8 protein-coding genes are annotated in these 12,469 nt (G+C 71.7%); 3 read left to right on the forward strand and 5 right to left on the reverse strand.

The annotated features are described in order from the left end of the window. Positions 1-63 precede the first annotated feature (63 nt). On the forward strand, positions 64-1,299 hold the full coding sequence (locus AB0C62_RS12055) for a helix-turn-helix domain-containing protein (protein ID WP_362972051.1): 1,236 nt from the start codon (positions 64-66) through the stop codon (positions 1,297-1,299). A 7-nt stretch (positions 1,300-1,306) separates the two neighbouring features. Here AB0C62_RS12055 and AB0C62_RS12060 read toward each other — a convergent pair whose 3' ends face one another. After that, complete coding sequence (locus AB0C62_RS12060; protein WP_362972053.1) at positions 1,307-1,897, reverse strand: TetR/AcrR family transcriptional regulator; 591 nt, start codon at positions 1,895-1,897, stop codon at positions 1,307-1,309. A 109-nt stretch (positions 1,898-2,006) separates the two neighbouring features. On the opposite strand from AB0C62_RS12060, the gene AB0C62_RS12065 reads away from it, so the two are divergent. Both AB0C62_RS12065 and AB0C62_RS12070 read left to right on the forward strand, forming a co-directional pair. Next, positions 2,007-3,602, forward strand: a complete 1,596-nt coding sequence (locus AB0C62_RS12065) for an MFS transporter (protein WP_362972055.1) — start codon at positions 2,007-2,009, stop codon at positions 3,600-3,602. A gap of 145 nt (positions 3,603-3,747) precedes the next feature. Then, a complete protein-coding gene (locus tag AB0C62_RS12070; RefSeq protein ID WP_362972057.1) occupies positions 3,748-6,723 on the forward strand; it encodes an AAA family ATPase in 2,976 nt (991 codons plus the stop codon). Between the two features lie 123 nt (positions 6,724-6,846). Here AB0C62_RS12070 and serA read toward each other — a convergent pair whose 3' ends face one another. From serA to AB0C62_RS12090, 4 genes are all read right to left on the reverse strand, one after another. Beyond that, positions 6,847-8,436 (reverse strand): phosphoglycerate dehydrogenase, encoded by a 1,590-nt coding sequence (gene serA / locus AB0C62_RS12075; RefSeq protein WP_362972059.1) that lies wholly within the window; start codon positions 8,434-8,436, stop codon positions 6,847-6,849. A 309-nt stretch (positions 8,437-8,745) separates the two neighbouring features. After that, complete coding sequence (gene ilvC / locus AB0C62_RS12080; RefSeq protein WP_164369001.1) at positions 8,746-9,747, reverse strand: ketol-acid reductoisomerase; 1,002 nt, start codon at positions 9,745-9,747, stop codon at positions 8,746-8,748. Positions 9,748-9,886: 139 nt separating this feature from the next. Further along, positions 9,887-10,414 carry an acetolactate synthase small subunit gene (gene ilvN, locus AB0C62_RS12085; RefSeq protein WP_081219582.1) on the reverse strand — a complete coding sequence of 176 codons (528 nt, stop codon included), beginning with the start codon at positions 10,412-10,414 and terminating at the stop codon, positions 9,887-9,889. A 20-nt stretch (positions 10,415-10,434) separates the two neighbouring features. Next, positions 10,435-12,288: an acetolactate synthase large subunit gene (locus tag AB0C62_RS12090; protein WP_362972061.1), complete on the reverse strand. Its 1,854-nt coding sequence runs from the start codon at positions 12,286-12,288 to the stop codon at positions 10,435-10,437. Positions 12,289-12,469 lie beyond the last annotated feature (181 nt).

The following is a 12,469-nucleotide window of genomic DNA, read 5'->3' on the forward strand; positions in this document are numbered from 1 at the left end:
CATCGACACCTGTCACGCATCCGTTCCCCGGATCTCAGACAAATGTATGAAGGGCTCGCTGAAATGCGGGAGAATGCCCGGGTGAGCGGTGAATACAGAGGCGACTACCAGGAGCTGGTCGACGAGATCTCGGCGCTCCTCGGCGTCCCCGCGACGCTGGAGAACCGCGACTTCGAGCTGATCGCCTTCGGCGCGTACGACAGCGAGGGCGACCTCGACCCGTCGGCGCTCGACCCGGTGCGCACCCGCTCGATCCTCACGCGCCGCTCCACCACGGCGGTGCGGACCTGGTTCGAGGGGTTCGGCATCACCCGCGCCTCCGGACCCGTCCGGATCCCGCCGACCCCGGAGGCGGGCGTCTACCGGGGACGGATCTGTCTGCCGGTACGCCATCGGAGTGTCGTTCTCGGCTACGTCTGGCTGCTCGACGACGACCCGGGCCCCACCGACGCCCAGCTGGCCGCGGCCATGCAGGTGACCTCGCGGATCGGCGCCCTCCTCGCGGACGAGGCGCAGGCGGGCGCCGACCTCACCCGTGAGCTGCGCGCCGTCCTGACCGCCGAGCGCGGCTGGCAGCGCGACATGGCGGTGGCCGAGCTGCGGACGGCGCTCGGGCCTCGCGGCGAGGGCCTGCACACGGTGGTGTGCGTGGCGCCGTGGTCCTCGGCCGACCCCGACGACGCGCCTTCGGCCCGCACGGTGCCCGGCGCGACCGCCCTGTGCACCGTCCCGTGGGGCACCACCGGTCAGAGCCTCGCGCTGCTGGTGCGGCTGCGCTCCGCGGACGTCCTGACGCCGGCACTCACCGCGGCCACCCGCTTCGTACGGGAGGCGGAGGGCGGGCGGAGCGGGGGCGCGGCCGGCGCCGGGCCGGGCAGCGGGGGCGGGCGGGCCGCCGCCGGGGTCTCCGGCGCGCGGGTCGGGCTCGGCGAGCTGGGGACCGCCTGGCAGGAGGCGGCCTCCGCGGCGCGGGCGGCGCTGGCCGAACCGCGGCTCGGACCGGTCGCCGAATGGGGCGCCATCGGACCCTACCGACTGCTCACCGCCCTGCCTCCGGAGGCGGCCCACGACCCCGTCGTACAGGCCCTGTCGGCCCCGGCCCACCGTGAACTCGCCCGCACCGCCGAGGTGTTCCTCGACCTCGCGGGCCAGGCGGGGCGAACCGCGGCCGAGTTGGGCATCCACCGCCAGACGCTCTACTACCGCCTGTCCCGCGTCGAACAGCTCACCGGCCTCGACCTGGACGACGGCGAGGACCGCCTGCTGCTGCACATGGCGCTCAAGGGAGCGCGGCTGTAGAGCGCGCTCAACTCCCGGACCGCGCCACCCCGTCGATCACCCGGCGCAGTCCGTCGGTCAGTTCGGCGGCGTCGGTCGCGGAGTCCGGGTCGAAGAGCCACTGCACGCTGAGTCCGTTGAGCAGGACCTGGTAGAAGCCGCCGAGCGAGCGCAGCGTGGCGTCGTCCACGTCGGCCTCCGATCCGCCGGCCAGCAGCGGGACGAGCCCGCGGCGGCCCTCGTCGGAGGCCTTCGCCAGGTGTTCGCGGACCGTGGGCAGCCGGTCCGAGTTGGTGATCACCTCGAAGGTGAGCATCCAGATGGGCCGCTCCTTGACGAACGACCGGGTGACGCTCTCCCAGGCCTCCTGGAAGCGCTCCAGGGAACCGGGCGCGCTCGCGGTGTCGGTCGTCGCGAACGCGCCGAACGTGTCACCGACGTTGGCGATGAGATCCACGTACGCCGCGGCGAGCAGCGCGTCCTTCGACCCGTAGTGGTAGCCGATGGACGCCAGGTTCGTCCCCGACTCCTTGACGATGTCGCGCGCGGTGGTGCGCACGAACCCCTTCTCCAGCAGGCAGCGCTTGGCGCCTTCGAGCAGATCCTCACGGTGTCCCATGCCGGCCAGCGTACCGCGATTCAGACAACCGTCCTATACCGACGTACAAAACGACCGTCTTATACGGGCGTACTAGACAAGCGTTTATGACGTCCGTACAGTCCCTGCCATGACGAACCCGACGAGCACGACTCCGGTCTCCGGCGCCCTGGGCGCCCTGGCCGGCCGCCGCGAGTGGACCGCCCTCGGCGTCCTGATGCTTCCGCTGCTCCTGGTCTCCATGGACGTCTCCGTCCTGTACTTCGCGATCCCCGCGATCAGTGCGGACCTGGAGCCGAGCGGCACCCAGCAGCTCTGGATCTTCGACATCTACGCGTTCGTGCTCGCCGGCCTGCTGATGACCATGGGCTCGCTGGGCGACCGCATAGGGCGCCGCAAGCTGCTGCTGATCGGCGCCGCCGCCTTCGGCACGGCCTCCGCCCTGGCCGCCTACGCCAACAGCGCCGAGACCCTCATCGCCGCCCGCGCGCTCCTCGGGGTCGGCGGCGCGACCCTCATGCCGTCCACCATGGCGATCGTCCGCACGATGTTCACCGACCCCGGGCAGCGCGCGAAGGCGATCGGACTGTGGTCGGGCGTCATGACCGGCGGTATCGCGCTCGGCTCGGTGATGAGCGGCGTCCTCGTCCAGTACTTCTGGTGGGGCTCGGTCTTCCTGGTCAACCTGCCCGCGATGGTGCTGCTGCTGGTCCTCGGCCCGTTCCTGCTGCCGGAGTCCAGGAACCCGGAGCCCGGCCGTTTCGACCTGGTCAGCGTGCCGCTGTCGATGGCGGCCGTGCTGCCGGTGATCTACGGCGTCAAGGAGATCCCCTCCGAGGGATGGAACGTGCGGTACGTCGTCTCGATCGCCGTCGGGCTGCTGTTCACCGCCCTCTTCGTCCACCGGCAGCGCACCGCGAAGTCCCCCCTCATCTCCCCCGCCCTCTTCCGCGGCCGGGGATTCGCCCCCGCCGTCGTCCTCAACCTCGTCTCCTCGTTCGGCATGATGGGCTCGGCCTTCTTCACCACGCAGTACCTCCAGTCCGTGCTCGGCAAGAGCTCCATGTCGGCCGCCCTGTGGTCGCTGCTCCCCACCGTCCTGGTCGGGGTGGCCGCGCCCGTCGCCGCGCAACTGGTCGAGAAGGGCGTGCACCGCGCCCACGTCGTCGCCGGTGGCTTCGCCGTCGCCGCCGGCGGATACGCCCTGCTGGCCCTCGCCGGTACCGACTCGCTCTGGCTGGTCCTGGCCGGCGCCGGCGTCCTCGCCTCGGGCATCGTCACCGTGATGTCCCAGATGATGGACCTGGCGCTCGGCACCGTCCCGCTCGGCAACTCGGGCTCCGCCGCCTCCCTGCTGGAGACCGGCGCCGAGTTCGGCGGCGCCCTCGGCATGGCCGTCCTCGGCTCCGTCGGCACCGCGGTCTACCGCCACGACATGCCGGCCGGCGCACCGGCCGCGGCCCACGAGACGCTGGGTGGCGCCCTGGCCGTCGCGGGGCAGCTGCCGGGCGACGCCGGCCGGGCACTGACCGCCGCCGCACGGGAGGCCTTCACCCACGGCATGCAGGCGGCGGCGGTGGCCGGCGCGGTCCTGCTGGTGGCCGCCGCGCTGCTCGCCGAGGCCACCCTGCGCAAGGTCGCGGTCGGTACGGCCACCACCGCGTCCGATGCGGCGGCACCCGAGCCCCCGGCGTCCGAGAGGGCGGCCGGGGAGGTGACCGCCTGACCCCCTCGCGCGGGCCGCGCGCCGGACGCCACCCACCCACCGGGCGGGGCCGGAACACTCCGGCCCCGCCCGGCGTCGCAGCGCCCCTGATCGAGTGCGCGGGAAACCACCGGGCGTTGTCGGCGCGGCATGCCAGGATGGGCACGTGGCACAGACATTCGGTACGCCGTTCATCGGCCGGGAGGACGAACTCGCCCGGCTCACCGGCGTGCTGGAGCGGGCCGCGGCCGGCGATCCGCGCTCCGTCCTGCTGGCCGGCGACGCGGGAGTGGGCAAGACCCGCACGCTGACCGAGGCCGCCGCGCACGCGGCCGCCGCCGGCATGACCGTCCTGACCGGCCACTGCGTGGACCTCGGTGACGTGGGCCTGCCGTATCTCCCCTTCACGGAGATCCTCGGCGCGGCCGCCGCCGACGACCGGCTCGCACCGGCCTTCGCCGCGCACCCCGCCGTGGACCGTCTGATCGGCACGGCCTCCGGGACCGGCAGCGCACCCGACCCCGGCAGCCGCCTCCAGCTCTTCGAGGGCATCACCGGACTCCTCGCGGACCTCGCCGACCTGACCCCGCTCCTGCTCGTCCTCGAAGACCTGCACTGGGCGGACCAGTCCTCCCGCGACCTGCTCCGCTTCCTGCTCAGCCGAGGCGTCCTCCAGCGACCCTCCCCCGGCGGGCCGCCCCGTCGCCTGGCCGTCTTCGCCTCCTACCGCGCGGACGACCTGCACCGCCGCCATCCCCTGCGACCCCTGCTCGCCGAGCTGATCCGACTGCCCGCCGTCGACCGGCTGGAGCTGCGCCCGATGGCCGACGCGGACGTGGCGCGGCTCGTGCGCGCGCTGCGCACCGGACCCGTATCCGACAGCACGGTCCGCCGCATCGTCGACAGCGCCGAGGGAAACGCCTTCTACGCCGAGGAGTTGCTCGCCGCGCTGCCCGGCGACGACGCCTCGGGCTCCCCCGCCATGCCCAGCGGCCTGGCGGACGTCCTGCTCATCCGGATCGAGCAACTCTCCGAGACCGCCCAGCAGGTGCTGCGCACGGCGGCCGTCGCGGGGCGCCGCGTCGGACACGACCTGCTGCGTGACGCCGTGCAACTGCCGGAGGAGGAGCTGGAGTCGGCGCTGCGCGAGGCGGTCGGACGCCAGCTGCTGCTGCCCGGCGACGACGCGACGTACTCGTTCCGGCACGCCCTCACCCGCGAGGCCGTGTACGCGGACCTGCTGCCCGGCGAGCGGGTCCGGCTGCACGGACTGTTCGCCAAACTCCTCGCGGCGGACGGCCGTTCGGCGAAGAGCGCGGCGGAACGCGCCCATCACTCCCGCGAGAGCCACGACCTGGCCGACGCGCTGACCGCCTCCCTCGAGGCCGCCGACCACGCCCAGCGCGTCGGGGCGCCCGCCGAGGAGCTGCGCCACCTGGAGACCGCGCTCGAACTGTGGGCGGTGGTGGACGCCTCCGCCCGCCCCGAGAGCGGCGACACGGTCACGCTCACGCTGCGCGCCTCGGCCGCCGCCGCGCGCGCCGGTGAACCCCATCGCGCGGTCCAGCTCACCCGCTCCGCGCTGGCCCGGGCCGGCGCGGACACCGACTCCGAACTGGCCGCGCGGGTGCGCTACACCCTCGCGGGCAACCTGATCCGGATCGACAGCCTGAACGACGCGTTCACGTACAGCAGCGAGGCCCTCGCGCTGATCCCGGCCGAGCCGCCCTCCCACACCTGGGTGTGGGCGGCGGCGACCCACGTCATGGCCGCCCGCCAGGTGGGGCGCGAAGAGGACGCGGAGCGAGTCGCCCGGCAGGCGCTGGAGATCGCCGAGCGGCTCCGACTGGGCGACGCCCAGGCCGACTTGATGATCTCGTTGGTCGGCATGGAGTCGCACAACCGGCGGACCGTGCGCGGCCGGGACCGGCTGCGCCGGGCCCGCGAGCTGGCCCGCACCGCCGGGAACCTCCCGGTGGAGATGCGCGCCCTGTTCAACCTGGCCATCGGGTGCTACGAGTCCGGCGCCCTGGACGAGTGCCTGACCTGGATCGGCGACGGCCTCGACCGCGCCCGTCGCGCCGGACTCCTCTCCTCGCCGTACGCCCTGGAGCTGCGCTATCTGGAGTCCCTGCTGCTGTACACGCTGGGCCGCTGGGACGCGTGCGTGCGAGCGGCCGCCGAGGACGCCGAACTCCTGCCGTCCGCGGGCGGGTTCGCGACCGGACCCGCGCTGTACGTCGCCCTGGCGCGCGGCGAGTTGGACGCCGCCACCGCCGGGGCCCGCGCGCTGCTGGACCGCCCCTTCGACTGGATGGCGACGCTCGTCGCGAGCGTGGTGCTGACCGACGCCGCGGCACTGCGCGGTGACGCGGAGGAGGCCGTCCGCCGGATGAGCGCGTCGGTCGAGGCGCTCACGGACGCCTCGGTCTCCGAGCGGCCCGACGTGGTGGTGCGGCTCGCCGCGCTCACGCTGGCGGCGGTCGCGGACGCGGCGGAGGAGTCCCGCCTGTCCGGTGACGCGGCGGCCGCGAAGCGCTGTGCGAAGACCGCCGCGGACCTGGTGGAGCTGGCCCGGAGCACCGCCGCGCGCGGCGAGGACGGCACCGAGCAGGGGCCCGAGGGACTGGCCTGGCTGGCCCGCGCCGAGGCCGAGGGCGTACGCGCCGCCACCGGCCCGGACGTCGATGCCTGGGACCGGGCGGTCACGGCCTTCGGCTACGGCGATCCCTACGAGCTGGCCCGGTGCCGCAGACGGCTGGCGGAGGCGCTGCTCACCGCCGACCGCCGGGAGGAGGCCGCCGAACAGGCCCGCGCGGCCCGGGAGACCGCCGTGCGGCTGGGCGCGGTGCCGCTGCGCGAGGCGGTGGACACCCTGGTCCGGCGGGGCCGTCTCTCCGACGCGCCGGCCGCCGGGGACCGCATCGCCGCGCTGACCGCCCGCGAGAGCGATGTGCTGCGGCTGCTCGGCCGGGGGCGCACCAACCGGCAGATCGGCGAGGAGCTGTTCATCAGCGGCAAGACGGCGAGCGTCCACGTGTCGAACATCCTCGCCAAGCTGGGCGCCGCGAGCCGCACCGAGGCCGTGGCCATCGCCTACCGCGAGGGTCTGATCGAGCCGGAGACGACCGCCTCCCCCTGATGGGCCCGCGCGACGAAGGTGACCCGGACAACGCGCGAGGGCCGGGCCACCCGTGGGTGACCCGGCCCTCGGCCGCTGGGCGAAAGCCCCAGCGGACAGACCCTGTTCAGGCCTCCGGCGACCTCAGACGAGGTTGACGGACCGCGCCGACGTGGCGCCGATCTCCTCGGCGACCTCGGTCAGGACGTTCTGCGGGACCGTGTCGTCGACGGTGAGGACCGCGAGGGCCTCCCCGCCGACGGCCGCGCGGGCGACCTGCATGCCGGCGATGTTGATGCCGGACTCGCCGAGGATGCGGCCGACGGTGCCGACGACACCGGGACGGTCCTCGTAGCTCAGCACGACCATGTGGTCGGCGAGCGCGAGGTCCACGTCGTACTCGCCGACGGCGACGATCTTCTGGAGGTGCTTGGGGCCGGCCAGCGTGCCGGAGACCGAGACCTCCTGGCCGTCGCCGAGGGTGCCGCGGACGGTGACCACGTTGCGGTGGTCGGGCGACTCGGAGCTGGTGGTCAGACGGACCTCGACGCCGCGCTCCTGCGCGAACAGCGGAGCGTTGACGTAGCTGACGGTCTCGTCGACGACGTCCTCGAACACGCCCTTGAGCGCGGAGAGTTCGAGCACCTTGACGTCGTGCTGGGTGATCTCGCCGTACACCTCGACGTCGAGACGGACCGCGACCTCGCCCGCGAGCGCGGTGAAGATGCGGCCGAGCTTCTCGGCGAGCGGCAGACCGGGCTTGACGTCCTCGGCGATCACGCCGCCCTGGACGTTGACCGCGTCCGGGACGAGCTCACCGGCGAGGGCGAGGCGCACCGAGCGGGCGACGGAGATACCGGCCTTCTCCTGCGCCTCGTCCGTGGAGGCGCCGAGGTGCGGGGTGCAGACGACCTCGTCGAGCTCGAAGAGCGGGGAGTCCGTGCAGGGCTCCTTCGCGTACACGTCGAGGCCGGCGCCGGCGACGCGGCCCTCCTTGAGCGCCGCGTACAGCGCCTCCTCGTCGACGATCCCGCCGCGCGCGGCGTTGACGATGCGCACGGTCGGCTTGACCTTGTGCAGCGCCTCGTCGCCGATGAGACCGAGGGTCTCGGGGGTCTTCGGCAGGTGCACGGTGATGAAGTCCGCGACCTCGAGCAGCTCGTCGAGGGTGAGGACCTTCACGCCCATCTGCGCGGCCCGCGCGGGCTGGACGTAGGGGTCGTAGGCGACGACCTTCATGCCGAACGCGGACATGCGCTGCGCGACGAGCGCGCCGATGCGGCCGAGGCCGACGACACCGAGGGTCTTCTCGGCGAGTTCGACGCCGGTGTACTTGCTGCGCTTCCACTCGCCGTTCTTCAGCGCGGTGTTGGCCTGCGGGATGTGGCGCGCGGTGGCGAGGAGGAGACCGCAGGCCAGCTCGGCCGCGGTCACGATGTTCGAGGTGGGGGCGTTGACGACCATCACGCCGGCCTTGGTGGCGGCGGAGACGTCGACGTTGTCCAGGCCGACGCCGGCTCGTGCGACGACCTTCAGCTTCTTGGCGGCGGCGACGGCCTCGGCGTCGACCTTGGTGGCCGAGCGGATGAGGATGGCGTCGACGTCGGCGATGGCGGGCAGCAGCTCGGCGCGGTCCGCGCCGTTCGCGTGCCGGATCTCGAAGTCCGGGCCCAGGGCGTCTACGGTCGCGGGCGACAGCTCTTCAGCGATGAGTACGACAGGTTTCGAGCTCACGTGAGTCCTCACAAGTCCATTGCGGACGGCCGTCCCGACGGCCGCAGGCGGTGGAGGGTTTGTAGCGGCCCCTGGGCGTGCCTGCACTTGGGGTGGGGTCGCTCGAGCCGCGTGGAAGACGCACGACGCTGTGGGCCTGACGCGTTGGTGATGTGCAGCAGTGTAGTGGCGCCGAGGCGGTCGTCCTGTGCCTCCGCGGAAGGATCACCCGTCCGTGGCTGGACGGGATGGACAACACCGCGGCTCCGGGGTTACCCGGGGTTCGACGAAGGGGCCGGAGCGTGCTGCCCCGGCCCCTCGTCGTGCGGCTTACGCCTCGTCGTCGTTCACCCACGACATGAGCTTGCGCAGCTCCTTGCCGGTGGTCTCCAGCAGGCTCTTCTCGTCCTGGCTCTTGTACTCGTTGTACTTCTTCAGGCCCGAGTGGTACTCGTCCATCCAGTTCTTGGCGAAGGTGCCGTCCTGGATCTCGGCGAGGATCTGCTTCATCTCGGCCTTGGTGGCGTCCGTGATGATCCGCGGGCCGGTGACGTAGTCGCCCCACTCGGCGGTCTCGGAGACCGACCAGCGCATCTTCTCCAGGCCGCCCTCGTACATGAGGTCGACGATGAGCTTCAGCTCGTGGAGGCACTCGAAGTACGCGATCTCCGGCTGGTAGCCGGCCTCGGTCAGCGTCTCGAAACCGGCCTTGACCAGGGCGGCGGTGCCACCACAGAGAACGGCCTGCTCACCGAACAGGTCGGTCTCGGTCTCCTCGGTGAAGGTCGTCTTGATGACGCCGGCGCGGGTGCCGCCGATGCCCTTCGCGTACGAGAGGGCGAGCTCGAAGCCGTTGCCGGTCGCGTCCTGCTCGACGGCCGCGATGCAGGGGACGCCGCGACCCTCCTCGTACTGACGGCGCACGAGGTGGCCGGGGCCCTTGGGGGCGACCATGCAGACGTCGATGCCGGCCGGCGGCTTGATGAAGCCGTAGCGGATGTTCAGGCCGTGGCCGAAGAACAGCGCGTCGCCGTCCTTGAGGTTGCCCTTGATGGACTCCTCGTAGACCTGGGCCTGGATCGGGTCCGGCACCAGGATCATGATGACGTCGGCCTCGGCGGCGGCCTCCGACGGCGTCACCACGCGCAGGCCCTGCTCCTCGGCCTTCGCCTTGGACTTGGAGCCCTCGTGCAGACCGACGCGGACGTCGACACCCGAGTCGCGCAGCGACAGCGCGTGGGCGTGGCCCTGGCTGCCGTAGCCGATGACCGCGACCTTGCGGCCCTGGATGATGGACAGGTCGGCGTCGTCGTCGTAGAACAGCTCGGCCACTGGGGTTCTCCTTGTTATCCGGTATTGCCGGTGTTGCGTCCCACCGTACGGCGGGCGGGGGAAGGGAAGTTCTCGGGTCTCGGTATACGGGCGGGCCGCGGGTGGCGCCCGCCCGTGTGCCGGTGTCGTCCGTCGGTGCTCAGGCGGAACGGTCGAGCGCGCGCAGCGACCGGTCGGTGATCGAACGCGCCCCGCGTCCGATCGCGATGGTGCCGGACTGGACGAGCTCCTTGATGCCGAAGGGCTCCAGCATCTTGAGCATGGCCTCCAGCTTGTCGGCGCCGCCGGTGGCCTCGATGGTGACGGCCTCCGGGGAGACGTCGACGGTCTTGGCGCGGAACAGCTGGACGATCTCGACGATCTGGGAGCGCGTCTCGTTGTCGGCGCGCACCTTCACCAGAACGAGTTCGCGCTGAACCGCCGCTCCGGGCTCCAGCTCGACGATCTTCAGGACGTTGACGAGCTTGTTGAGCTGCTTGGTGACCTGTTCGAGCGGGAGTGCCTCGATCACGTTCACCACGATGGTGATGCGGGAGATCTCCGGGTGCTCGGTGACACCGACGGCGAGGGAGTCGATGTTGAAGCCGCGCCGGGAGAACAGGGCGGTGATCCGGGCGAGGACACCGGGCTTGTTCTCGACGAGGACGGAGAGGGTGTGCTTGCTCATGGGTCTGACTCGGCTCTCTCTCAGTCGTCTTCGTTGTCGCCGAAGTCGGGGCGGACGTCCCGGGCGAACATGACCTCGTCGTTGGAGGTGCCGGCGGCGACCATCGGCCACACCATCGCGTCCTCGTGGACGATGAAGTCGACCACGACCGGGCGGTCGTTGATCGAGTTCGCCTCCTCGATCACCTTGTCGAGGTCGTCCGGGGACTCGCAGCGGATCGCGTAACAGCCCATGGCCTCCGACAGCTTGACGAAGTCGGGGACGCGGGTGCCGGCGCTCGGCTGCTTGCCGTCCGCGTCCGGGCCGCTGTGCAGCACGGTGTTGGAGTAGCGCTGGTTGTAGAAGAGGGTCTGCCACTGGCGGACCATCCCGAGGGCGCCGTTGTTGATGATGGCGACCTTGATCGGGATGTTGTTCAGGGCACAGGTGGTGAGTTCCTGGTTGGTCATCTGGAAGCAGCCGTCGCCGTCGACCGCCCAGACCGTGCGGTCCGGCTGTCCGGCCTTGGCACCCATCGCGGCCGGGACCGCGTAGCCCATGGTTCCGGCGCCGCCCGAGTTCAGCCAGGTCGCGGGCTGTTCGTACTGGATGTAGTGCGCGGCCCACATCTGGTGCTGGCCGACGCCCGCCGCGAAGATCGTTCCCTCGGGGGCGAGTTGGCCGATGCGCTCGATGACCTGCTGCGGGGAGAGCGAGCCGTTGTCGGGCTGCTCGTAGCCGAGCGGATACGTCTCGCGCCAGCGGTTGAGGTCCTTCCACCAGGCGGTGTAGTCGCCGGTGTTGCCGTCGCTGTGCTCCTTCTGCACGGCCTGGACCAGGTCGGCGATGACCTCGCGGGCGTCACCGACGATGGGCACGTCGGCGGCGCGGTTCTTGCCGATCTCGGCCGGATCGATGTCGGCGTGGACGATCTTCGCGAAGGGCGCGAAGCTGTCCAGCTTGCCGGTGACACGGTCGTCGAAGCGGGCTCCGAGGGCGACGATCAGGTCGGCCTTCTGCAGCGCGGTGACGGCGGTGACCGCACCGTGCATGCCCGGCATCCCCACGTGCAGCGGGTGGCTGTCGGGGAATGCGCCGAGCGCCATCAGGGTGGTGGTGACGGGCGCTCCGGTGAGCTCGGCGAGAACCTTGAGCTCGGCGGTGGCGTGCGCCTTGAGGACGCCACCACCCACGTACAGGACGGGTCGCTTCGCGCTCGTGATCAGCCTGGCGGCCTCACGGATCTGCTTGGCGTGCGGCTTGGTCACCGGACGGTAGCCCGGCAGGTCGCTCTGCGGCGGCCACGAGAACGTGGTCTGGGCCTGCAGCACGTCCTTCGGGATGTCCACGAGGACCGGGCCCGGGCGACCGGTCGAGGCGATGTGGAACGCCTCGGCGATCGCCTTCGGGATGTCCTCCGGCTTGGTGACCAGGAAGCTGTGCTTGGTGATCGGCATCGTGATGCCGACGATGTCCGCCTCCTGGAAGGCGTCCGTGCCGATCGCCTTGGTGACGACCTGGCCGGTGATGGCGACCAGCGGCACGGAGTCCATCATGGCGTCCGCGATCGGCGTCACCAGGTTCGTCGCACCCGGGCCCGACGTGGCCATGCAGACACCGACCTTGCCGGTGGCCTGCGCGTAGCCGGTGGCCGCGTGACCCGCACCCTGCTCATGACGGACGAGCACGTGGCGCAGCCTGCTCGAGTCCATCATCGGGTCGTACGCCGGAAGGATCGTCCCACCGGGGATGCCGAATACGGTGCCGGCCCCGACCTCCTCGAGCGAGCGAATGAGGGACTTCGCACCCGTGACGTGCTCGACGGGGGCGGACTGCTGTCCTCCGGAACGGGGCCGCGGCTGCGGATGGTGGGCCCCGGTGGCCTGCTCGGTCATCGGCATTCTCTTCTCGATGCTGAGGGTTTTTGCGACTTTTGTGCGGTGTGCGTTTGCTGATCGAAAGGCGCCTGTGCAACAAAAAACCCCTCGTGCCGTGAGGCAAGCGAGGGGAGCGCGCCGGGTGCGGTCGCTGGGTGTTCCGGATCCTCCGGTGACCACCTAGCTTCAGCCGACGCGC

It is taken from the genome of Streptomyces sp. NPDC048643 (genome assembly GCF_040650615.1).
Lineage (GTDB): Bacteria > Actinomycetota > Actinomycetes > Streptomycetales > Streptomycetaceae > Streptomyces.

Coding starts and splice junctions, on each gene's coding strand:
- AB0C62_RS12055 (WP_362972051.1), top strand. CDS start 64: ATGCGGGAGAATGCCCGGGTGAGCGGTGAATACAGAGGCGACTACCAG.
- AB0C62_RS12065 (WP_362972055.1), top strand. CDS start 2,007: ATGACGAACCCGACGAGCACGACTCCGGTCTCCGGCGCCCTGGGCGCC.
- AB0C62_RS12090 (WP_362972061.1), bottom strand. CDS start 12,288: ATGACCGAGCAGGCCACCGGGGCCCACCATCCGCAGCCGCGGCCCCGT.
- AB0C62_RS12060 (WP_362972053.1), bottom strand. CDS start 1,897: ATGGGACACCGTGAGGATCTGCTCGAAGGCGCCAAGCGCTGCCTGCTG.
- ilvN (WP_081219582.1), bottom strand. CDS start 10,414: ATGAGCAAGCACACCCTCTCCGTCCTCGTCGAGAACAAGCCCGGTGTC.